Genomic DNA, 23,283 nt, shown 5'->3' with positions numbered 1-23,283 from the left:
AGAAGGTTAGCTAAAAAAGCACCCATCCGCATATGTCATATATAATTTGAAGATTCAGGGCGAATACCCAGGAATTTATCACCCAAAAGCATATGCTCTAATGAACCACGAAATGAGGAGGATGAAAGTGATTCCGCATAATCATATAAATTATATTGTCCATGTTCCAATTGATGAAAGAATAGGTTTAGGCGGACCAGGATCAGGGGTAGGTTTTTCACCAGGACTTGGTTTAGGTGGACCAGGCTCAGGGTTAGGATTTGGACCGGGACTTGGGTTTGGGGGACCAGGCTTTGGACCTGGTTTTTATCCAGGTATGGGCTTTGGTGGTCCGGGTTCGGGCGTTGGTTTCGCACCAGGACTTGGTTTGGGAGGACCAGGCTCAGGGTTAGGTTATTATCCTGGACTTGGCTTAGGCGGACCAGGCATTGGATATGGCCATCCGCACCCATATCCATATCACCACCATCATTACCCCCACTATTAAAAATTGCTGATATAAAAAATTAAATACAAAATGAAGCTCAATAAACCAGGCGTTTCTACAATAAGTAGAGACACTTGGTTATTATTAATTTAGTTTGATATGGTTAGGACTGTTAAAGAAGTTAAGAAGTAATCAGTATATAAAGTAAATTTTATAAACAGCAGGTCATACTAAAATTAAAAAGGAATCGTGTTATGACCAGAGTAGATATATCCGTAAGCCTACATAGCAATCTAAAAGCTCTTTCAGAACGATTTAATGGTTTATCCAATTTGAAAATTAGAAAATTAAACGTCGGAGATAAAACAAAAAGAGAAGCTGCCATTTTTTATATAGATGGGATCACCAATACCCAAAATATCCAAGAGAATATTTTAACCCCTTTACTGAAAATACCAATGGTGGAAAGTATTGAGTCTGTTATAAAAGATCATCTATCAATCATTGATGTTACGGTTGAGTCTTCAATTGATGATATTGCAACCGCCCTAACAAAAGGAAAATGTTTGGTTTTAATTGATGGGTATAATCAGGGAATTCTGGCAGATGTCGCAAATTGGCAAAAAAGATCCGTATCAGGACCTAATACCCAACAAACGATTAAAGGCAGCATGGTTGGATTTAATGAACAGCTGAAGGTTAATTTAAATCTTTTGCAGAATATGATTCAGACACAGAAACTAAAAATTGAATTGTATCAAATTGGAAATGATTCAAAAACTGATGTGGCCTTACTGTTTATGGAAGGATATGTCGATAAACAGGTACTTGAAAAAGTAAAAAAAATAATGAAAGGAATCGATGTAACGTATTTATTGGAAGCTCGTGTCATTGAGGACGCATTAGAGGAGAAAAAAACGTTATTTCCCTTAGTTTTCACGACCGAGCGGCCTGATGTAACTGTATCGGCATTATTTGAGGGGCGAGTCGTAATTATTATAAATGGCTTACCATATGTATTGATTGCGCCTTGTCTCTTTATCCATTATTTTCAGCAGCCGGATGAATACAATTCAAAAGCTGGCCGTTTTGGCATTCGAATTTTTCGATTGTCAGTTGGGTTTTGGCACTCCTATTACCTGCTTTTTATATAGCTATTACTCGTTTTCATACAAGTTGGTTACCTTCTTCATTTGACAAAAAATTATTATCGGATTCAGACACCATGCTGCCGTTTGTATGGGAAGTGTTATTTATCTTTTTTATTTTCCATTCGCTTCTTGAAGCAACTTTAAGAATTCCCAAAAATACCACCTTGCTTGTTACGTTGATTGGAACAATCACGATCGGAGAGACCGCTGTTTTCGCGAAAGTCATTCACCCTTTAACCATGATAGTGGTCGGTGTAAACTTTTTGACAAGTATGCATATTGCAAGCGGCGGCTTATGGGGTGCTTTAAATTTACTGCGTCTTGTTTTTTTGTTAATTGGAAATTTTTTAGGAGTGACTGGGATACTCATTGGTTTCCTTTTATTAATATTGTACATGGCATCTCTTAGATCTATAGGTGTTCCCTATTTGTCTCCTTTCCTCCCATTTAGCCTTCATGAAATGAAAGACTCCATTTTTAGGGGGGATTTAAGAAGACTGGTTAACAGTAAACATACCTATCCACATAAAAATAAAAATGATAAGTGAACTACTATATTCACCATATATACATAATGATAACAATTGTGGCTGGATGCAATAAATTGATATTTTAAAAATGAAAAAGTGTATATGAGGGGTTCCAAGTATGGGAAAAGACAATACCACATTAATTTTTATATGATTTTTAAGATCAATCCAGTTGAAATATTTTGAACAGAAAAGTTATATCTCATTATCCTTTTGATTAATTAGGATTAAGTTACACCTGAATATGATTTGAATGGAGGAGAATACTAACCAAAACTCGAAAAGGGAGATTTTTCTTAATGGAACCGCTAACGCCAATTAATATTAGTTCAGAAAAAACGGATCTAACTGAAAATCTTACTTCAGCAGAAATGGGCAAACTATGGGCGACCTATATGGGTAACAGCATGTCAGTATGCATTTTACGCTATTACCTTCAACATGTAGAGGACCAAGATATTAAGACATTATTAGAGAACGCATTAAAATTAAGCACGGAATTCATGAAAACAACAGAAGCGATATTTAAGAAGGAAAATTTCCCGACTCCGAAGGGTTTTTCAGTAGAGAATGATTTGAACGTTGGTGCTCCTCGTTTATTTGAAGATGAATACTATGTTCATTATCTTAAATACGCTGCCAAAGCGGGGATGAGCATTTATAGCATTGCCGTCCCTCTTGTTTATAGAAAAGATGTAGAAGAGTTTTTTATTTATTGTATGGATTCCACCATGGCTTTGATGAAACAGATAAAAGAAATATTAATGGGTAAAGGCCTAATAATCAAACCTATTATTCCAGTCCCAGATAAAGTAGAATTTGTTCAAAAAATTTTTTTAAATGGTTTTATGGGAGATGTACGGCCATTACACGCATTAGAAGTTACTCACCTTTACGACAATATTGAAAATAATGTAACAAGTAAAGCACTCATTATGGCTTTTAGCCAAGTGGTAAAATCGGAAAGGATTCGTGAGCTGTTTATTCGAGGGAAGAAAATGACTCATAAACACATTGAAGCCTACAGGGAAAAACTCCATAAAGAGGATTTGCCTGCGCCATCTTATCTTGACCATTTGGTAACTAAATCAACATTTGCGCCATTTTCAGATAAATTAATGCTGTTTCATAAGATGGATATGTTCGCCATGAAAATTAGGGCATTTGGAAATTCTGTGGCGGTAAACGGCAGACATGATATAGGGCTTATGTACTCAAAAACATTAATTAGCCTTGGATCATTTGTTGAAGATGCCGCAGAAATCATGGTGGAGAACGGTTGGATGGAGCAGCCTCCCCTTGCCGTTGAAAGAAATAAGTTAGCAAAAAACGAGTAACCATCCCATATTCCCGAAGCATTATAATATGCTCTCTAAAATTTAAAAGAAAAGAGTGTACCGGATTAGGAACACTTTTTATGACCGCTTTTTAGTATGGACGGGTTTTAATCAGCTACAAAAGGAGTTTCATTCTGATTCACAAATTCGCCATGTCAAAAAAATTTTACTTTCGTCCCTATCCTTTTCTAAATCATTTCTCTAAATAAAGGGTGAAAACCAATGAGACGATGATTGTTTTATGAACGGTTTATCAGGTAGGAGGGGAAGATTAATGAAAAAGAACATTGCCGGAATGGCCCTCATCGCAGGGGGAGCAGCCCTTCTGGCATTGCAGCCGGGATCCCTCAGCGTTCAACAGAATGAGGAAACGACTCCTGTCATTACGCCTGCGTTTTATTCAAAGATGGTGGGTCCGGCGGTTCTAGTAGAAACCATCGATGGAGATACAATCCGTGCAGAAGTAAACGGAAAAGTTGAAGCGGTCCGCTATTTATTGATTGATACCCCAGAATCAAAAAAGCCGGGTATGTGCACCCAGCCCTATGCGAAAGAAGCTTTTTTAAGGAATGACGAATTGGTGAAGTCAGGAATCTTGACTTTGTAATTGGAAGAGGGGAACACAAGAGATGCCTACGGCCGTCTACTTGCCTATGTATATGTCGATGGAAAATCGGTTCAAGAAAGCCTGCTGAAGGAAGGGTTCGCGAGGGTGGCTTACGTAATGAACCCACCCTATAAATATCTAACTTTATTTAAGAGCGATGAACGGCTAGCCATACGGATAACATATGGAGTAGTCCGGGATTTGTAACGAAATGGGGATTTAGTGGGTGTTTAGATGGTTAATCTATTAGTCCTAATTCATAGTATATATTTTTAGAAACTAATACTTTTGATTCAATTTATTTACTTCATTATAAAATTGAATCAAAGGTCTGGAAGTTTAACTAACTGTTTTTAATTGGCTCTTTTCTCAGAGATTGTTGCTTTTAACTATATTGAAATCACCGAGTGGATTGGAGCGAAAGGCGCTTGACTCCTGCGGGAAATAGAGGAAAGGTCGAGACCCCGCAGACGGAATGTCGAGGAGGCTCGACTTCCTCCCCGCGGGTTTGCTGAGCGCCTGTAGCGGAAAGGAACGGACAGTGTTATTCCCAAAAACAACAAACTTTACGAAAAGAGCCTTTTAATTTCACAGTACTCAAATGGCTGCGTTTCATATTGTACTGATTTCCTCTTCTTACATAATAAGTAAATTGGTTGTGAAAAATAGGAAAAAAAGCATGGAGGTCGTTTCTATTGGCTCCAACAAACCCTTTAAGTGCATCAGAAGCGGGGACACTTTGGTTAACTTATCAAGAAAAAACACTGATTCTTAGGATATTAGAATATTTTTTCGAAAAGGCAGATGACCCACGGGCCAAAAATATTACAGGAGGTCTGTGGGAGTCATTGAATTCTTATGTTGTAGAGATGGAAAAGATTTTTCAAGACCATGGAATGACGATACCTGTTGGATTTACAAGAGAAGATGTAAACTTAGAAGCACCAAAGTTGTATGACAATGGATTTGATATTATGTTTGTCCGTATTTTAAAAGAAATTAGCATGGGGATGTACACCATAAATATGAATATGGCTTACGACAACCAAATGATGAAGCTTTATGAGGGTCTTACTTCGACCACTCAAAGAATTTATATGCTAGCCACTCAATATTTGCTGGAAAAAGGCATTCTGACTCTTCCTCCAAAAGCGACCATGCCAAAGTCTACGGAGTTTATTAAAAGGAAAAGTTACATGAGTGGATGGAACCCATTTGATCCTAAGAGGGCTTTGAATGACCTAGAACTGGGTTTTCTTCATCACTCAATCGAGTCAAATAATATTGGATTGCAGCTTATTACAGGATTTGCTCAATGTTCAAAGACCAAAGAGGTTAAAGAATACTTTGTAAAAGGAATAGAACTTTGTAAGAAGCAAATAAAAACATTTCAAGAAATTCTCTTAGATAGCAATGTTCAGTTTTCCGGTACCTCAGGAAGTACGGTAACGACTTCAATAATTCCCCCATTTTCTGAAAAACTCATGATGCATTGTGTCTACCTTCTCAATGGCTTCTGTATGGTAGGGAGTAGTTTTGGGACATTTTTTACTTTAAGAAATGACATATCTTTAAAAACTGCATTAATTGCTAAGGATATATATTTCTACGGCGATGAAGGAATTAAAATTATGATTAAACACGGATGGTATGAGGAACCTCCACAAATGGAGGACCGGGCTCAAATAATTAATGATAATCATTAGGTGTATAGTAATTCATTAATAATGGCCTGTTGTATTAGAAATGAGTAATTCGAAGTATCAAAGATAATTCCAGATTGTTTTAATAAGGCGAGCACGGCTTTGTGTTTGCCTTTTTCATATTGCGGCGGATATTAATTATCGCCTTTACCCCTAACAATGGAGGAACGGTTTGCCAAATTATTTTCTCCTACTCCAAGTACTCCTGTATGACTTCCTGTAAAAAACATAAATTCGAATAATCCCTTTTTCCAAAGGACAGGCACACGCCTTAGGTAAATATCAATGTTAGCAATAAGAAAGCAGTTCAGAACATGTGAGAAATAAATATTTAGTACTTTGTGATTATATCAGAATAACTTTGTAATGAGATTATCATATTGTTGTGATGAGTCTGTTATACCTTTCTAGTATAGTGAAACTATCAAATCACACTAGGAGGAAACAAACATGCTAAAGAAATTCATCGTAGCCTTTACCATCTTAGCTTCTTGTGGTTCTTTGTTCGCCGCCAAGGGTGATAACGTGGAAGCAGCAACATATAATTATCATACAGCAGCGGTTTCGATTGCGAAATCTAATATCGGAGTTCCTTACCGATGGGGCGGAATGTCGCCGAGCGGATTTGACTGTTCAGGTCTTGTGAAGTATTCTTACGGAAAAGCGGGAAGAACACTTAATCGCACTGCAGCCCAAATGTACTATGGAAACGGATATAGACCATCTAATTTGCAAATAGGTGATTTACTATTCTATGGACCATCCAAAGCAAGTGCCCCGACCCATGTTGCTATCTATATTGGATACGGGAAAATGATCATGGCATCCTCATCTAAAGGGGTCATTATCACCTACACAAGCAACCCATATTGGCATGCTCGATATATTGGAGTAAAGCGAGTATAAAGATCATCGATGACGGTGGTCTTTTTTCATTTAATAGTATTTCTTGAAAGCAATTGAATATCTAAACTCTTATTAAACAAATAGGGCGCTAGAGTGAAAAGAGCTACGCATGTGTTATAGATATTTCTTAATTTTGGGTTGCATTTCTATGGGAAAAATGACTTTTATAAAATTCCTGAACCTTCGCAATTGCGCTTATAATTTTGCACCGTTGGATTTAAAGGTAATTAATACATACTATTCGTAATTTATGGGGAAGGTATTTTTTAGTAGAACTTTTTTGGAGGTTGCGTATGGAGGGAAAAGGAAACCAGATTAGGCTAACAGCAGGTGAGATTGCTCAACTTTGGATTCAATACTTAAATGATAGCTCCAGTATATGTGTACTTTCGTTTTTTTTAGAAAAAGCTGAGGATGAAGAAATTAAGCCCCTAATTAAATATGCTATAGAGTTGTCTCAGTCACATATCCAAAAGATTACATCTATTTTAACAGAGGAAAAAAATGTTGTTCCATATGGTTTTAGTATTAATGAGGATGTTGACTTAACTGCTCCTAGGCTTTATTCAGACAGTTTTGTCCTTAATTTTTTGAACCAAATGTCTAAGGTTGGACTTATATCCTATGCTGGGAGTTTGTCGGCATCTATAAGGAGTGACATGAAAGCCTATTACATGGAATGCCTTACGGAAACCATGCAATTATATAAAAAATCAACCGATTTATTATTGTCAAAAGGATTGTTTATCAGATCTCCCAGTATGCCCAATTTAGAGAAGGTTGAATTTGTAAAAAAACAATGGTTTATGTTAGATGTGTTTGGCGAGAAAAGACCATTAACAGCTGCCGAAGTAGACGCCTTATTTGCCAATCTCCAAAGAAACGCTTTGGGAGTTGCGACACTTACTGGATTTAGTCAGGTTGCACAAAATAAAGATGTTAAACAATTCTTTTTAAAAGGATTAGAAATTGGGAATAAACATGTTAAATTATTTAGAAGCAAGTTAGAGGAAAGTAAACTCCCTGCGCCAATGGGATGGGATTCAGAAATAACGAATAGTACAGCGTATACATTTTCTGATAAACTTATGATGTTCTACACATCTGGATTGGTAACTTTGAGCGTCGGGTATTACGGTACAGCAATCAGTCAAAGTCCAAGAGGCGATATTAGTGCAATGTATAACAGGCTATCCTTAGAAGTTCAGTTGTTTGCTGAAGATGGAGCTAATATTATGATAAAAAATGGATGGTTGGAACAGCCTCCAATGGCATCGGATAGAGATGAATTAATAAGGCGAAAGAATCAATAATATCCATATTTAAAGTCCTTCTGTTAATAAGCAAAAGGACTATTTTCATTTCGATTAGAATTTATAGGTCTACGTTCCCGATTTATTTTGATAGGTGCTAGAGGTGAAATAAAGTATAGTAGTATAAAAGAAAATTTTAAAACCCTTCATGGATGGTTAGGACATTTTGGGACACGAGAACCCCTATGTTCCATAATTCATAGTTGACAGGTAGGAATAATATGAATTATAATCCTGTTAATTAGAAATATGGAAATGGTCGTTAAGGAGGGGACTTGGGATGAAAGAACAATATCCTATTTTGGCTGGAGCGGAGTCATTTTTTATGGAAGGGAACGATACGGGCATATTAATTTCCCATGGATTTATGGGCACTCCTCAAAGTGTGCAATACTTGGGAAAAGAATTTTCCAAACTAGGTTATACGGTTTATGCCCCAAGGTTAACAGGTCATGGAACACATTATCGGGACCTAGAGAATACTACGCATCATGACTGGTTTTCAGCTTTGGAAGCAGGTTACAAGCTTTTAAAGGAACGCTGCTCCACGATCTTTGTCATTGGTCAATCGATGGGAGGGGCATTAGCACTCTGGCTGGCAAATAAATATGCAGATATAAAGGGAATCGTTACCATTAACGCTGCTTTAAGTGTACCAGACTATGAATATTTGGTTGGAAAATCAAAGCCAAGGTTTCTTCCTGAAGGTTCGCCGGATATTAGATTAGAAGGTGTTCATGAAATAACCTATAACAAAGTTCCACTTCAGTCTATTCATGAACTCCAAACTTTGATGAAGAAAACGCATGATATCATCCCAACGATCACGCAGCCTATCCTTTGCTTTAAATCGCTTGAAGATCATGTTGTTCCTCACGAATGCACAGATTATATATTCAACCATGTTGGGTCAACTCAAAAAGAAGTGGTGACACTTTATCATTCTTACCATGTGGCATCCATGGATTATGACAAGGATGAAATCATTAAGAATTCACAAAAACATATAGAGAAGATCATTGAAAAAAAAGTTTTAGTTTAGACTAAATGGCCCGTTTGGATGGTTTGAACATTTTGGGACACGAAAACCATCCTCATTTATCAATTTTGTTGTTGACAATGATGGAAAATGCTGATAAATTATAATTCAAAGTTATCCAATCGGAATAATGAAGGTTCGATCAGTCTACTGAAGGCCTTGCAATGTTGAAATCACATGATTAAACATTGCAGGGCCTTTTTGTCTTCAATAACTAAATATAAGGGGTGTTTAAATGGGGAACATTCTAAGGAAAGCGGTGGAACAAAGGCGGCAAAGATTAATAGAAAAATTGATTGCATTTAACGTATATAAGAAAGCTGATAAACATCTTTTTGAATTATCACTAACGGAATTGGAGAATGAATATAGGGAATTCCTACAATCCTGTCACCCACATACGAATCTAAGCTTAATCAAGTGGAATAAGAAATATGACCGATCAGGCACCTGAAGGTCCTTAACTAATTAAGAGTTAGGGGCCTTTTATATATCAATTTTTTCAAAAAAGGAGCAGATATTGATGACAAACATTTTAATTATTTCAGGAAGTCCAACGAGCGTTTCACGTACCGCAGCGATTGCCTCATTTATCGGCGGCATCCTAGCTGAAAAGGGATCGAAGGCGGAACATCTGTCAATAAGGGACCTGCCCGCAGAAGCATTGCTTCACGCACAGTTTAATCATTCAGAAATCAAAAAAGCCCAAAAGCTGGTAGAAGAATCGGATGCATTGATTGTCGTAAGTCCTGTCTATAAAGCAAGTTACCCAGGGATTTTAAAAAGCTTTTTTGATTTAATTCCCGAGAAGGGCTTTGCTGGCAAAACAGTGCTGCCGATTGCCTCAGGGGGTACACTTGCACACCTATTAACACTGGAATATGCATTTAAACCTTTATTTTCGACATTGGGCGCACGGGAAATTCCACAAGGAGTTTATATAGTGGACGCACAGATTAGTTATTCAGGTGATGAAATCAAATTTGTCGATCCACAGCTTGAAGAACGTCTTGCATCAGAAGTACTAGAATTACTAGAGAAGGCAGTGGCCATTAATTAATACAGATTTTTGGATACCAAAAAGGAATTTCTTGGAGGTATACCAATGAAATCACACCTAAATTAATTCATTTTAGTCTTCTTAATCCTTTATTTATTTTTATTAATTGCTTGGACTAAACAACACTCAACAACGAAGACCATCCCTATCAAGGGTGATAACACGACAATAAATAAAAGCTTGGTTTAAGGTGGATATGATTGAAAAGGGGGTATTCAAATGCAAAGAAACACCATAACCGACATCGAATTACCTTCATTAGCCAAGAAAAACAATTTAATAGCAAACTATTATTTAAATCTCCCAGATCTTCTCTTCTTTCAAAAATGCAACCAGCAATACCGTGTTAATCGAGGAATATATAACATGATTGACGATTGGTTTTTCGAGTATGGTATTGTGCAGATTGCACCTAGAAGGATATTTATATTAGCATTTCTGGATTTTGCCTACGAGGAAACAAAAGCAGAATCAACTAAATTTTTAAAATTCGGTCATGGAGGGCTAATGAAAAAACTAAATGACTTCATTAAACATCATGAGAAGGGGGTATTCGGACAAAACTAGTGATAAAAGCTGGGGAAGTGTCCGAACGTTGGGTCGCTTTGGACAAAACTGGTGGAAAAATAGGGGAAGTGTCCGTAAGGAGGGGTTCTACGGACAAAACCGGTGGGAAAATTAGAGGAAGTGTCCGTAAGGAGGGGTTCTACGGACAAAACTGGTGGAAAAAATAGAGGAACTGTCCGTAAGCATAGGTTCTACGGGCAAAACCGATTAAATAATTAGAGAAAATGTCCCTCACGAGGGGTTCCCAAACAGCAAAACCGCCGATCGTACAAACGAAGGCCTGCCTTTTACAAATCCTAAGGCAGGTCTTTTTATATAAAAAACATAAAGGAGACGATTGTAATGAATAATCAAAAGAAACAAATGAATTTAGGAGCATTTTTTATGATTCCAGGCCATCACGTAGCTTCTTGGAGGCATCCTGAAAGTCCGACTGAAGAGATTCTATCCTTTGATTTATATAGGAGACTGGCAGAAACCGCCGAGCGTGGCAAATTTGACATGATCTTTTTTGCAGATGGATATACGGTAAATGACCGAAATGGAGTTGGCATTGAGCAGAGTGTCAACGTAAGACCTGATCCGTTAACACTGCTTCCCGCTTTAGCAGCAGTGACCAAGCATATTGGTTTGGCGGCAACCGCATCGACAACCTACAATGAACCGTTTCATCTCGCACGGAAGTTTGCAACGATTGATCATCTTAGCGGCGGGCGTTCAGCCTGGAATGTGGTGACATCCTCAAGTGAGGAAGAGGCTCTAAATTTTAGTAAGGAACATCATCTGCAGCATGGTTTGAGATACGAACGAGCTGAAGAATTTGTAGAGGTGGTCAAGAAGCTATGGGATAGCTGGGAGGACAATGCCCTGCAAATCAATAAAGAAACAGCGAGATTTGCCGACCCAAATCTTGTGCATCACTTAAACCATAAAGGGAATTGGTTCTCCATAAAAGGACCATTAAATATATCAAGACCTGTCCAGGGCCATCCGGTAATTATTCAAGCGGGTTCTTCGGAAGCTGGGAAGGAACTTGCGGCGAAGACGGCAGAAGTTATTTTTACTGCCTGGCAGACCATTGGTGAAGCACAAGCTTTTTATCAGGATGTTAAAGGCCGGTTAAAGAAATATGGCAGATCGGTAGACTCTTTGAAAATCATGCCAGGTGTGTTTCCGGTGATTGGAAGGACAGAGAAAGAAGCAAACGAAAGGAAACAGCAATTAATTGAATTAATACCGGAAAAAGTAGGAGTTGGGCTGTTATCATCACTTATTAGCTTTGATTTATCGGGTTATCCAGTTGATGAGCCGCTGCCAGAATTGCCGGATATCAACAATATAAACGGAGCAAAAACAAGATTCCAGCTCATCAAGGATTTAGGAGATCGAGAGAATTTAACGATCCGTCAATTATACCAGCGTGTGGCGGGTGCCAGGGGGCATCGAGAGATTAAAGGAACACCTCTACAAATCGCGGACCAGCTGCAGGAATGGTTTGAAAACGGGGCTGCCGACGGATTCAATATTATGCCGCCATACCTGCCGGGCGGATTGGAGGATTTCGTTGATTTGGTCATCCCAGAACTGCAAAACAGGGGACTGTTTAGAGAAGAATATACAGGACAGACGTTACGCGATCACCTTGGCCTCTTAAGACCAGCAAACCATTTTGTAAGGCAGTTTTCGTAGTTGTATTTTTTGGGGATTCTTAGGCATTATTCGTGAATCCAGCTCTTTTGTTTGCGATTTTACGAGTTTATTTGCAAATCCTTAATATCAACAATCTTTTTAAAAAAAGAGCTTTTTGAAAAAATAACTGAAAGGAGTATTCAATGACACTATTAGAAATTAACCAATTAAATAAAACCTTTATAAAAGGAAAAGAAGCGACTCATGTTTTAAATAATATTGATTTGCATGTCAAAAAAGGCGAATTTATTACGATTATCGGGCCAAGCGGCTGCGGAAAAAGTACTCTCCTAAAAGCAATGGCGGGTCTCGATACAGAATACTCGGGTGAAATCAAACTAGATGGAGAAAGGGTGACGGGTGCAAGCATTAAGCAAGGTGTAATTTTTCAAGAACCTAGGCTGTTCCCTTGGCTGACGGTGGAAAGAAATATTGCGGCAAGCCTCCCATTGACGGATAGCGAAGTGAAACAGAATGTTGACAAGCTAATTAAGCTTGTCAGGCTGGAGGGATTTGAAAAAGCGTATCCCAAAGAACTATCAGGGGGAATGGCACAGCGAGTATCGATCGCGAGAGCCTTGCTGAGAAATCCAAAAATCCTTCTTCTCGATGAACCCTTTGGCGCCTTAGATGCATTTACTCGTTCCCATATGCAGGATGCGTTATTGGATATTTGGCGGGAAGAGAAAACCTCGATGGTCTTTGTGACACATGATATTGATGAAGCGATCTATTTGGGGAACAAAGTCATCATTATGAGTGCACGGCCTGGTGCGATTCAAAAAATAATCAATGTCGATTTGCCATTTCCACGAAAAAAGTCAACCAAGTCCTTTCAAGAGTTCCGGCATCTCGTGTTAAGGGAATTCGAAAAAGTGGAAGAGTTAGAGTTAATCGATAGCGCCGGAATTTAAAGGAGGTTCATACATGAGTAACCAATCAGCTTTATCTTTGGAAAAGGTAAACTCCACAACGAAGAAAGTTTTAAAAAGTAAAAGAGACCTAAGCAAGGTTACCAATACGTTAAAAGGATTTATTTTTCCAATCGTCGTTTTAGTCATTTGGGAACTAACAGGGGCTTTGGGGCTCATATCCCCGACGCTATTGCCAAGACCCAGCGCGATCCTGACAACCTTTATTGATTTATTGTTAACTGGAAATTTAATAGAGCATTTTAAAATTAGCTTATGGAGGGCTTTAGGGGGGTTCTTAATAGGCGGGACCCTCGGACTGCTGGTTGGAGTGGCGGTTGGTTTTAAAAAGAATATTGAACAAACGGTAGATCCGACGATCCAAATGCTCAGAACCGTTCCAACATTGGCGGTCATTCCATTGTTTATTCTGTGGTTTGGGTTTGGCGAGGTTTCGAAAATATTGCTGATTGCCAAAGGGGCATTCTTCCCACTATATGTGAACACGTTTTTAGGCATCAGAAGTGTGGACTCAAAATTGTTTGATGTGGCAAAAGTACTGGAGTTTAATCGCTGGCAGCTGATCACACGGTTGATTTTGCCATCGGCACTGCCTAACATCCTATTAGGTTTGCGCTTGTCGATCGGCGTAGCGTGGCTGGCCCTGGTTGCGGCTGAATTAATGGGCTCAAGTGAGGGAATTGGCTATCTCATTATGGATGCACGGCAATTCTCGCAAACATCGATTGTGTTTGTAGGGATTATCATTTTTGCTGTATTTGGTAAAGTTTCCGATTCACTTGTAAAAGTATTCGAGAAGAGACTATTAAAATGGCAGGATAATTTCAAGGGGTAAGGAAAACCTTTGGCTTTAATCCGACTAATCATATGGGTTTATGGAGGTAATCTAATGTCAAAGAAATTAGCACAATATTATAGTTTTCTATTTGTCATAGTCTTACTTTTTTTAAGCGGCTGCTCGGAAGCATCCACTACAGAAGCTTCGTCAAAGGCGGCGAAAAAGGATATTGTCGTGAACATAGGAGTTCAGGGTAAAACAGGGATCCTGCCATATGCAAGAGAACATAAATACTTTGAAAAGGCCTTTGAAAAAGTAGGGGTAAAAGTAACCTGGAATGAGTTTGCAAGCGGACCGCCGCATTTTGAGGCATTGGCTTCAGGCCGGCTGGATTTTGGGTCTGTGGGAGGAACACCAGTCATTGCGGGGCAGTCAGGGAATATCGATTTTAAGGCCATTGGTGTTACAGCTGATGGGAGAAAGGGAAACTCTATTTTAGTACCGAAAGGAAGCACCATTAAAGAATTAAAGGATTTAAAAAATAAGAAAATTGCTGTCGCAAAAGGCAGCAGTGCCTATAACTTTTTATACATGGCATTGGATCGTGCCGGCTTAACAGATAAGGATATTGAGGTTATTCAGCTCCAGCCGGATGAAGCACGGCCGGCATTGGATAATGGTTCGATTGATGCTTGGTCTGTATGGGATCCATATGTGACGACTGCAGTGTTTCAAACGGGAGCAAAGGTATTGGCTTCGGGCGAGGACTTGGATATCAATGCACCTAGCTTTCTGATTGCCAGAACAAAATTTACTGAAGAACACCCTGATTTAACCGTCTTATTTTTAAAGACATACGAAGAGGTCCGCAGGCACTACGTCGAAAATCTTGACGAGACAGCAAAGGAGATAGCGGAATCCCAGAAGGTGGACGTGAAGATCATTCAAACGGTTTTGGAAAATAGTGATCCTATTTTGTCTCCGGCAACAGCTGAATTTAGCAAAGCACACCAGGAACAAGCTGACTTTTTATATTCTGTAGGCGGTATTAATAAAAAGCTGGATACTTCCAAAGTAATCGAGAACAAATTTGTAGAGCAGGCATTGAAGGAATTAACGAAAAAATAATGTAAATCAAAGGGGAGATAGGTTCCTAAATCTATCTCCTCCTATTAGTTTATCAATCAATGTTTTGATCATTATAAAATAGAAAAATAGAAACGCCATACGACGCTTCTATCTTTAATTGAGTCGTTACAATTTTGATCCTAACCTTAGTAAATCATAAACTGTGTACCAACGATAATTAAGAGGATGAAAAGCACTACGATTAAAGCGAATGATGAGCCCATACTGTTTCCGTCAGACAAAACAAACCACCTCCTTAGGGATAGTACATCTTATGGTAAAACGAATATGAGTGTAATGGACAAGCATGGAAATATACTGAAATAATAATGTTTTTATACTAAATTCGAAACAACAAAAGATAGGATAAAACTTTGCACACGCTTAATAATAAACTAAAAGGGTGTGAAGCAAGTGGATAAAGAAGAGGTAGTCATTGAGGAGTTGAACACTTTATTAAGAGGAACGTATATGGGAATTCACGCTTTTGAACATCATATACAAAAGCTGGAGGAAACAGCCATAAAGCAGAAGTTTCAATCCCTGCAGCAAGAAGCGAAGCAATCGGCCCAAGTGCTCGCGGAACGGATTCAAAATTTACATGGGGTTCCCGCAGATAGTGAAGGAGTCTCAGGCAAGCTGAAAAGCTATATGCATAAGATGATGGTCCCTGATGAAACAGATGGTATTATCCAGGATGCTTTAAAGGGAATGGAACAATATGGTGTTGAGTATTCGGAAGAACTCGTAAAGGGAGACCTCGACCCAGAAAGCAAACGCATCGTCGAAGAAGTGATCGATACAAACCGCAGGATTGCCCAGGAATTACGACAATTGCTGCATTAAAAAAACACACAATGAGTGTGTTTTTTAACATGTTTAATGATTAGCAACTTTCTCAAGTCCGCCAGGTTTGTTATGCACGGCAATTTTATCAAGAAGTTTATTACTTTCCATATTTAATCCTTTTAAATTCACTTTGACACCATTTTGATGGTACTTAATGACCACTTTATCGATCGCTCCAACCGCTGAGTCATCCCAGAGGTGTGCATTGGATAAATCAATATCAATTTCATTAACAGCTTCTTTATAATCAAAACTGCTGACAAAGTCTGTTACGGAAGCAAAGAAAAGTTGACCAGAAACATGATAAACCTTCTTATGAGAACCTTTTGCAGAAAGGCAGGTTACTTTTACTTTTGAAATTTTTGAGGCAAAGAAAATAGCACTTAAAATAATTCCAACTAACACGCCCAATGATAAGTTATGTGTTTTTACTACTGTCAAAACAGTCACGATCATAACAAGCGTGTCCGTAACGGGAATCTTTCTGATTGCTTTTATACTCGACCAATCAAATGTACCGATTGATACCATAAACATGACACCGACTAATGCAGCCATTGGAATCTGTACGAGGAAGCCTTGCAGCGAAACAATAAGTGTTAATAAAAACGCACCAGCAACAAATGTAGATAACCGGCCTCTACCGCCAGATTTAACATTAATAACTGTTTGTCCAATCATGGCACATCCGGCCATTCCGCCGAACAATCCAGATACAATGTTGGCAATCCCTTGACCACGCGCTTCTTTATTTTTATCACTATCTGTATCCGTCATGTCATCCACAATAGAAGCCGTAAGAAGGGTTTCCACTAATCCTACAGCAGCAATCGATAAGGAGTACGGAAAAATAATTTGCAATGTCTCAAAGTTAAATGGAATGTCCGGAATTAAAAATACAGGTAATTTAGATGCTAATTCACCCATATCACCAACAGTACGAACATCACTGCCTGTAAAAATAGCGATAGCAGTAATAACAATAATGGCTACTAATGGCGATGGAACAGCTTTCGTAAATCGAGGCAGGATATAAATGATCGCTAAAGCCCCAGCAACCATCGCATACATTTGCCATGATGCACCTTCAAACTGAACTAATTGAGCCATAAAAATTAATATCGCTAGGGCATTGACGAAACCTGTCATAACCGAGCGGGGTACAAATTTCATTAACCGCCCTAACTTTAAAGCTCCCATTATGATTTGGATAACACCCGTTAATATAGTGGCAGCCAGTAAATACTGCAACCCGTGGTCTTTCACTAATGTCGTCATCAATAAAGCTGTTGCCCCCGTAGCAGCTGAAATCATCCCAGGTCTTCCACCAACAAAAGCAATCGTAACGGCAATACAGAACGAAGCATATAATCCAACCATCGGGTCGACACCAGCAATGATGGAAAAGGCAATTGCTTCCGGAATTAAAGCCATTGCAACCACGATTCCTGAAAGAATATCTCCCTTGATATTTCCAAACCATGAATATTTAATTGTGTTTACATTCAAACGCAGCACATCTCCCTTTATTTTATTGTTTTTTGACTTTCAACTCTCATGAAAGCCGGGGCCGTTGTTAACAAAACAAAGTATAAGCGAATGTGACAAATTTGTGAAATACTATGAAAACGGACACAATTTACTTATTCTTTCCCATTCTCTATTTTTCTTCGATTTTCGTCACAACCACTACTTTTTAGTAGGAATTCAATGGAACATGAAAGGAACATTTTTTGTAGAATAATTCCAATTAAGCTGCTTTCGCTTTTTTTAAATGCAGTTTGCGGACCATACAAGAAGATACAAATAAATTTAACAAATTTCCTCTTAACCTGTTAAAATGGAGACATATACTACAAGTGAAACCCAAAATGATATACGAACCCGGTGGATTGCCCGAGGAAAATGTGAAGGTGATAGGGGAGATACATGTTGAAAAAGAGGTCAAGGTTGCGTAAACGTATTCGGGACTGGTTAAAGAAGAGACGAATGCGGAAAGAGGAGAACCCGCTTCCTAGTTTTACAAAACGTAGTATAAATGACCGTCAGCAGCAATTAAACAAGGCGGAAGAATTGTCTAATGATTAACCAGCTAACCGAAGACAATGGCGGATTTCAGCTCTAAATAAAATAGGTCCATACAAAAAGATTATCAGAATAATAAAAAGTACCCTATAGAGTAGACACTAAAAAAAGTCTTCCCTTTAGGGTACTTTATTTCTCATGTATGAAGGAATAAAAGCTGGATAAGCTGAATAAGTCATAGTGAACATAGTTTTGTTGTATTCTCAAACCAAATGATTGGAGTATTTCATTGAGAATATTTTTCGTAAAATGGCCGACAGTCGAAAATAGTGGTTATTTTATGAGTATGAATGGTTTATTTCAGTGAGGAGTTGGTTGTATGCAAGTTGTTACCAAAATGTTTTTAGAACAGCTCGACATGCATTGCCATGAGAATGATTGGTTTGCAACCATGGATCAGGCGCTTCATGGAGTCACCGCAGCTGAGGCAGCATGGACAAGTTCGGGAAACAGCAATTCGATTTGGCAGATTGTCAATCACTTGATATTTTGCAATGAAGACGTAATTCATCGAATAAAGGGCACAGAGAATCCGCATAAGGCAGAAGACAATGATGAAACCTTTGGAAATCCGGGGGATCCAGGAGACGAAATTGGGTGGGCCCAGACAGTGCAGCGTTTTAATGAAGTCATGAATAAATTGAAAACGGTCATTGAAGACCTTGACGATGAAAAGTTAAAAGCTCCCTATGCAGCGAACAGGGACTCAATTGAGCGTTTACTCAGCCATATCATGATGCACGATACGTATCATCTCGGCCAAATTGTTCTGCTGCGAAAGCTGCAATCCTCTTGGGGTGCCATTGATTGGTCTTAAATTCAAAAGTTGGTTTGCCAAGTTCATTGAAAACCATTTAATTAGGCTAAACGAGTGAAAAAGTTAAAGATCAGGATCGCTGGGTGATTCATTTTATTATTTTTTCTTATTAAAAAATCGGGATAGATTAAACTTATTTTACGAATCAGAAGTTTTAAAAATAATTATTGTAAGCAAAAGAATGGATAGGTATAAATTTAAAAAAACACCGGTTGGTGTTTTTTTTGTGGCTATTTTGAACGGCTTATATCTTTGTTAAATATTCATCTAATTGATGAAAGGTTCCATTGTATCCTTCCTGAGCCATCTCATTTGAATCCTCGAAGGTTTTCATCTCTTCCTCAGTCGGAGAAACAGGAGTCACAATCATGGTAAGAATTGTTTTTCCATCGTCCTCGGTTAGCGTAATGGTATTCAGAGTCTCCATTGGCCAATTTGCGTCAAAGGGAGCACGTACAGTGTTACCTTCTTCATCAGAAAAGAAACTGGTGTAAACAATTTTCTCTGGTGCAATCATTTCACGGTATATAAATTTAACCCACATTCTGTCGCCATCCGCAGGAGTCTGGCTGTAGTGGAAGACACCGCCTGGTCTGAAATCTGATTTAGAAACCTCAAATGTCCATCCTTTTGGTCCCCACCAGTTCTTTAGGTGTTCTGATTCAGTTAATGCCTTAAACACAAGTTCACGTGTAGCATCGAAACTATGAATAGTTTTGATTTGAGTTGACATTGTGATTCCTACTAATCTTAGGTTCATTTCTCTTTATTTTGTCTCACTCGTAGATTGTCCAAAATATCGATCCAAGTTGTCAAATTTTTCGAAGTCATGTACTTAAAGGGTGCATTTGTTGGAAATCAGCAGCTGCCAGTATGGCGTCTTTTTTTAGTACCAACGGAGCTCTTAAGTGACACAAAAGGGGGGCAAATAAATCATCTCTATTATTACTGATAAATTAATACCCTATGAGACATAATAAAATGGAGAATTCCCGTAAAAAGGGTGGAGTAATTATGTCTTCAAAAAATCATCGGTTATTGAATATTGCAATGATAATAATCTCTTGGAATACATTGCCTCTCTTGAGGGTTCATAATTTCAAAAGATTTTTACCTGCCTCAATCCTTGCGGTACTATTGTGTTGCTTAGATGCTAAGATTGGAAAACAACGCAGGTGGTGGGCTTTTTATAATAAGCCCCAATCATTTATACGAGATGAATTTCCTTTTCTCATCGGACCGATGTTAGTGACATCATTATGGATATTAAAATGGTCTTATGGAAATTTTAAAAAGTTTCTTATGTTAAATGCTATTGGGGATGTAATTTTTGTATTTCCGTTAACAAGGTTATTTACAAAAATAAAATTATATAGACTTGTTAAATTTAACGAATTCCAGTTCTTTTTATATTTCTTTTACAAGGCTTTTCTCTTGTATGGATTTCAAAGCCTTTTTGAAAAATACAAAAAACTTTCCATTGAATGAATGTTCGTTTTTGGGAATGAAGATGGAAGATAAAGAGGAGTTTTTTAAAAAGAAAAGTTTTAGACAACGTGTCAAGCTCTGTCGCTCATACATTGAGCGATTTTTTTTATTTATATTTGGGGTCGCTTGTATAGAAAGTTGTCAAAAATGAGGATTTCTTTTTGTGCTAACGGAAGGTTATTTAAACAAGGAATTTGGGATTATTCAGAGAATGTATTAGAATATTCGTTTTTACATAGATAGTGAAAAGTTTTATATGGGGGCGGGTGCCATGAAATCCGGCAATATTATTCGGCAGGCAGAGGAATCAGATATCAAATCAATACTTGAAATATACAATCAGGGGATTGTAGACAAAATCGCTACACTAGAGGAGGAAACAAAGGATTACGCCTATATGAAGGAATGGTTTGAAAGGCATCAGGGTCGATATAGGGTCGTGGTGTCGGAACAAGATGGGAATGTAGCAGGTTGGGCATCGTTAAATCCATACAGTAACCGCTGTGCGTATAACGGAGTCGCGGATCTTTCCATTTATATTTCAAGGGACTATAGAGGGAAAGGTTTGGGGAAACAACTGCTCGCTGAAATTGAATCATTGGCAACTGCCAATGGCTTCCATAAAATTGTCCTCTTTACCTTTCCCTTTAATCAATTAGGGCAAGGATTATACCGAAAAATGGGATACCGCGAAGTAGGGGTATTTTATAACCAAGGGAAGTTAGACGGCAAATTTGTTGATGTAATGGCGATGGAAAAACTATTAGGATAACCTGCGAGTTATCCTTTTTATTTACAAATACTTTACATTCTATTTGGTTGAAACTAAGATGATGTTGTTATACCATCATATAAGCAAATAGTTATATGTTTATTTAAGGGGGATCTCCGAATGGAATTGGATCGTACTGCCATATGTTTGAAGTTATTAGGAGATAAAACGCGTTTAACAATGGTTGCCATTCTGAAACAGCGGGAGTGCTGTGTATGCGAATTTCAAGAAGTTTTTGACATGAGCCAACCATCCATCAGCCAACACCTTCGGAAGTTAAAGGATGCCGGAATCGTAAACGAGGCGCGGAAGGGTCAGTGGATATATTATTCTTTAAACCAACAAAGCGACATGTTCGGACTTATCGAAGGTATTTTGAAGTATGCTCCGGACCTGACAGAAAAAATCAAACAGATAGAAGAAAGTAATGCGACGCTTCGCTGTGGCTGCTAAGGGGGAGTAGAAAAGTGAGTACATATACAGAAAAGAAGAGACTGTCATTTCTAGACCGATACCTGACGATCTGGATCTTTTTGGCGATGGCACTGGGGGTTGGGTTAAGCTTTGTTTTTCCTGGATTAGTGAACGGATTAAATAGGCTTCAGGTTGGAACGACATCAATCCCAATTGCTATCGGCTTAATTTTAATGATGTATCCGCCTCTTGCAAAGGTCCGGTATGAAGAGATAGGCAGGGTCTTTAAGGATGTCAAAGTCTTGGTTTTATCATTATTTCAGAACTGGGTTATTGGACCGATATTAATGTTTCTGCTTGCCATCATTTTTCTTCCGGATAAGCCTGAGTATATGGTAGGTCTTATTATGATTGGCTTAGCACGATGTATTGCGATGGTTATTGTATGGAATGATTTAGCCAAGGGTGATACAGAATATGCTGCAGGATTAGTAGCATTTAATGCTATTTTCCAAGTCATATTCTTCTCTGTGTACGCTTATTTATTTGTGACGGTCATCCCAGGATGGTTCGGAATTCATGGGGCAATCGTTAATATTACAATGGCAGAAGTGGCAAAGTCCGTGTTCATCTATCTGGGTGTACCTTTTATAGCTGGAATGATCACTCGCTTTACGATGGTCAAAGCAAAAGGCAGACAGTGGTATGAGAAAGTGTTCATCCCTAAAATTAGCCCGCTTACGTTGATTGCCCTATTGTTTACCATCATTGTGATGTTCTCCCTAAAAGGAGATATGATTGTAAGCCTTCCATTTGATGTGGTTCGTGTTGCGATCCCGTTATTAATCTATTTTATTTTGATGTTCTTTGTCTCTTTCTTCTTAGGAAAGAAAATTGGTGCAAACTATGCTGTGACAACGACGCTTTCCTTTACGGCTGGAAGCAACAACTTTGAACTTGCTATTGCAGTTGCGGTAGGAGTATTCGGGATTCACTCCGGCTCGGCATTTGCTGCCGTCATAGGACCGCTTGTGGAAGTGCCGGTCATGATTGCATTGGTTAGAGTTGCATTATGGTGTAGACGGAAATATTTTAACGAGCAATCAGCTTAATCAAGGAGGCATACAATATGAATAACAAAAAGAAAATTTATTTCTTATGCACAGGGAACTCGTGTCGAAGCCAAATGGCTGAAGGGTGGGGAAAGAAATATTTAGGAGATGAGTGGGAAGTACGAAGTGCAGGGATTGAAACGCATGGATTAAACCCAAATGCAGTAAAAGTGATGAAAGAAGCCGGAATTGATATCTCAAGTCAAACATCCGATTTGATTGACACTGAATATTTAAACAATGCGGATTTAGTGGTAACATTATGCGGCGATGCAGCCGATAAATGCCCAGTAACACCACCTAGCGTCGAACGGGTACACTGGGGATTTGATGACCCTGCAAAATCACAAGGGACAGACGAAGAAAAGAGGGCATTTTTCCAACGTGTCCGCGATGAAATAGGCAACAGGATTAAGCGATTCGCTGAAACTGGTAAGAATTCTTGAACTAACGATATCATTAGGTTTAGATAAGATAAAAAATACTCCTTTTTTAGCGCAACAGCATGATTAACAGTCATAATTATTCCTCCAAAATAAAAGGGTCTCAACCGTGGGTGAGACCCTTGGGTAATAATGG

The 23,283-nt window shown here is 38.5% G+C and carries 24 protein-coding genes and 2 pseudogenes; 23 read left to right on the top strand and 3 right to left on the bottom strand.

The window, feature by feature from the left end:
- The first annotated feature begins 121 nt into the window (after positions 1 to 121).
- The 15 genes and pseudogenes from ACZ5AE_RS17250 to ACZ5AE_RS17180 all read left to right on the top strand — a co-directional run bounded on the left by ACZ5AE_RS17250 (position 122) and on the right by ACZ5AE_RS17180 (position 15,167).
- On the top strand, positions 122 to 487 hold the full coding sequence (locus ACZ5AE_RS17250; RefSeq protein ID WP_464565841.1) for a hypothetical protein: 366 nt from the start codon (positions 122 to 124) through the stop codon (positions 485 to 487).
- Between the two features lie 194 nt (positions 488 to 681).
- A pseudogene (locus tag ACZ5AE_RS17245) lies at positions 682 to 2,126 on the top strand (spore germination protein).
- 281 nt (positions 2,127 to 2,407) lie between these two features.
- Entirely contained in the window at positions 2,408 to 3,445 is a 1,038-nt protein-coding gene (locus ACZ5AE_RS17240; protein ID WP_464565840.1) for a DUF3231 family protein, read from the top strand.
- Between the two features lie 241 nt (positions 3,446 to 3,686).
- Positions 3,687 to 4,259, top strand: a pseudogene (locus ACZ5AE_RS17235) (thermonuclease family protein).
- Between the two features lie 488 nt (positions 4,260 to 4,747).
- Entirely contained in the window at positions 4,748 to 5,758 is a 1,011-nt protein-coding gene (locus ACZ5AE_RS17230; protein ID WP_464565839.1) for a DUF3231 family protein, read from the top strand.
- A 447-nt stretch (positions 5,759 to 6,205) separates the two neighbouring features.
- On the top strand, positions 6,206 to 6,661 hold the full coding sequence (locus tag ACZ5AE_RS17225) for a C40 family peptidase (RefSeq protein ID WP_464565838.1): 456 nt from the start codon (positions 6,206 to 6,208) through the stop codon (positions 6,659 to 6,661).
- Between the two features lie 293 nt (positions 6,662 to 6,954).
- Positions 6,955 to 7,974 carry a DUF3231 family protein gene (locus ACZ5AE_RS17220; RefSeq protein ID WP_464565837.1) on the top strand — a complete coding sequence of 340 codons (1,020 nt, stop codon included), beginning with the start codon at positions 6,955 to 6,957 and terminating at the stop codon, positions 7,972 to 7,974.
- Between the two features lie 280 nt (positions 7,975 to 8,254).
- Positions 8,255 to 9,016 carry an alpha/beta hydrolase gene (locus tag ACZ5AE_RS17215; RefSeq protein WP_464565836.1) on the top strand — a complete coding sequence of 254 codons (762 nt, stop codon included), beginning with the start codon at positions 8,255 to 8,257 and terminating at the stop codon, positions 9,014 to 9,016.
- Positions 9,017 to 9,248: 232 nt separating this feature from the next.
- On the top strand, positions 9,249 to 9,467 hold the full coding sequence (locus ACZ5AE_RS17210) for a Fur-regulated basic protein FbpA (protein WP_464565835.1): 219 nt from the start codon (positions 9,249 to 9,251) through the stop codon (positions 9,465 to 9,467).
- Positions 9,468 to 9,536: 69 nt separating this feature from the next.
- Positions 9,537 to 10,073 carry an NADPH-dependent FMN reductase gene (gene ssuE, locus ACZ5AE_RS17205; protein WP_464565834.1) on the top strand — a complete coding sequence of 179 codons (537 nt, stop codon included), beginning with the start codon at positions 9,537 to 9,539 and terminating at the stop codon, positions 10,071 to 10,073.
- 219 nt (positions 10,074 to 10,292) lie between these two features.
- A complete protein-coding gene (locus ACZ5AE_RS17200; RefSeq protein WP_464565833.1) occupies positions 10,293 to 10,640 on the top strand; it encodes a hypothetical protein in 348 nt (115 codons plus the stop codon).
- Positions 10,641 to 10,982: 342 nt separating this feature from the next.
- Positions 10,983 to 12,329, top strand: a complete 1,347-nt coding sequence (locus ACZ5AE_RS17195; protein ID WP_464565832.1) for an LLM class flavin-dependent oxidoreductase — start codon at positions 10,983 to 10,985, stop codon at positions 12,327 to 12,329.
- A 143-nt stretch (positions 12,330 to 12,472) separates the two neighbouring features.
- Positions 12,473 to 13,243, top strand: a complete 771-nt coding sequence (locus tag ACZ5AE_RS17190) for an ABC transporter ATP-binding protein (RefSeq protein WP_464565831.1) — start codon at positions 12,473 to 12,475, stop codon at positions 13,241 to 13,243.
- Positions 13,244 to 13,256: 13 nt separating this feature from the next.
- The gene (locus ACZ5AE_RS17185; RefSeq protein ID WP_464565830.1) at positions 13,257 to 14,096 is read left to right on the top strand and encodes an ABC transporter permease; all 840 of its coding nucleotides are present in this window, start codon (positions 13,257 to 13,259) and stop codon (positions 14,094 to 14,096) included.
- A gap of 54 nt (positions 14,097 to 14,150) precedes the next feature.
- The gene (locus tag ACZ5AE_RS17180; protein WP_464565829.1) at positions 14,151 to 15,167 is read left to right on the top strand and encodes an aliphatic sulfonate ABC transporter substrate-binding protein; all 1,017 of its coding nucleotides are present in this window, start codon (positions 14,151 to 14,153) and stop codon (positions 15,165 to 15,167) included.
- A 146-nt stretch (positions 15,168 to 15,313) separates the two neighbouring features.
- Here ACZ5AE_RS17180 and ACZ5AE_RS17175 read toward each other — a convergent pair whose 3' ends face one another.
- Positions 15,314 to 15,391, bottom strand: a complete 78-nt coding sequence (locus tag ACZ5AE_RS17175; protein WP_464573651.1) for a YjcZ family sporulation protein — start codon at positions 15,389 to 15,391, stop codon at positions 15,314 to 15,316.
- A 190-nt stretch (positions 15,392 to 15,581) separates the two neighbouring features.
- Between ACZ5AE_RS17175 and ACZ5AE_RS17170 the strand changes: the two genes are divergently transcribed.
- Positions 15,582 to 16,013 carry a DUF2383 domain-containing protein gene (locus tag ACZ5AE_RS17170; RefSeq protein WP_464565828.1) on the top strand — a complete coding sequence of 144 codons (432 nt, stop codon included), beginning with the start codon at positions 15,582 to 15,584 and terminating at the stop codon, positions 16,011 to 16,013.
- A gap of 33 nt (positions 16,014 to 16,046) precedes the next feature.
- Here the strand turns inward: ACZ5AE_RS17170 and ACZ5AE_RS17165 are convergent, their stop codons facing one another.
- Positions 16,047 to 17,525: a SulP family inorganic anion transporter gene (locus ACZ5AE_RS17165; RefSeq protein WP_464565827.1), complete on the bottom strand. Its 1,479-nt coding sequence runs from the start codon at positions 17,523 to 17,525 to the stop codon at positions 16,047 to 16,049.
- A 441-nt stretch (positions 17,526 to 17,966) separates the two neighbouring features.
- On the opposite strand from ACZ5AE_RS17165, the gene ACZ5AE_RS17160 reads away from it, so the two are divergent.
- Complete coding sequence (locus ACZ5AE_RS17160) at positions 17,967 to 18,104, top strand: hypothetical protein (RefSeq protein ID WP_464565826.1); 138 nt, start codon at positions 17,967 to 17,969, stop codon at positions 18,102 to 18,104.
- Positions 18,105 to 18,420: 316 nt separating this feature from the next.
- Positions 18,421 to 18,918: a DinB family protein gene (locus tag ACZ5AE_RS17155; RefSeq protein WP_464565825.1), complete on the top strand. Its 498-nt coding sequence runs from the start codon at positions 18,421 to 18,423 to the stop codon at positions 18,916 to 18,918.
- 244 nt (positions 18,919 to 19,162) lie between these two features.
- Here ACZ5AE_RS17155 and ACZ5AE_RS17150 read toward each other — a convergent pair whose 3' ends face one another.
- Positions 19,163 to 19,651, bottom strand: coding sequence for an SRPBCC family protein (locus ACZ5AE_RS17150; protein ID WP_464565824.1), 489 nt, complete (start codon positions 19,649 to 19,651; stop codon positions 19,163 to 19,165).
- 281 nt (positions 19,652 to 19,932) lie between these two features.
- Here ACZ5AE_RS17150 and ACZ5AE_RS17145 point away from each other — a divergent pair, with 281 nt between their 5' ends.
- The 5 genes from ACZ5AE_RS17145 (at position 19,933) to arsC (ending at position 23,150) form a co-directional block, all read left to right on the top strand.
- Positions 19,933 to 20,406 carry a hypothetical protein gene (locus ACZ5AE_RS17145; RefSeq protein ID WP_464565823.1) on the top strand — a complete coding sequence of 158 codons (474 nt, stop codon included), beginning with the start codon at positions 19,933 to 19,935 and terminating at the stop codon, positions 20,404 to 20,406.
- 271 nt (positions 20,407 to 20,677) lie between these two features.
- Positions 20,678 to 21,178, top strand: a complete 501-nt coding sequence (locus ACZ5AE_RS17140; protein WP_464565822.1) for an arsinothricin resistance N-acetyltransferase ArsN1 family A — start codon at positions 20,678 to 20,680, stop codon at positions 21,176 to 21,178.
- 120 nt (positions 21,179 to 21,298) lie between these two features.
- Positions 21,299 to 21,631, top strand: coding sequence for an ArsR/SmtB family transcription factor (locus ACZ5AE_RS17135; protein WP_464565821.1), 333 nt, complete (start codon positions 21,299 to 21,301; stop codon positions 21,629 to 21,631).
- A 14-nt stretch (positions 21,632 to 21,645) separates the two neighbouring features.
- Entirely contained in the window at positions 21,646 to 22,704 is a 1,059-nt protein-coding gene (gene arsB, locus ACZ5AE_RS17130) for an ACR3 family arsenite efflux transporter (protein ID WP_464565820.1), read from the top strand.
- 17 nt (positions 22,705 to 22,721) lie between these two features.
- Positions 22,722 to 23,150, top strand: coding sequence for an arsenate reductase (thioredoxin) (gene arsC, locus ACZ5AE_RS17125; protein WP_464565819.1), 429 nt, complete (start codon positions 22,722 to 22,724; stop codon positions 23,148 to 23,150).
- Positions 23,151 to 23,283 lie beyond the last annotated feature (133 nt).

It is taken from the genome of Neobacillus sp. S1227 (assembly GCF_055385255.1).
Note: the sequence above shows the minus strand (reverse complement) of the source record. Positions and strands in the feature narration are given on the sequence as shown.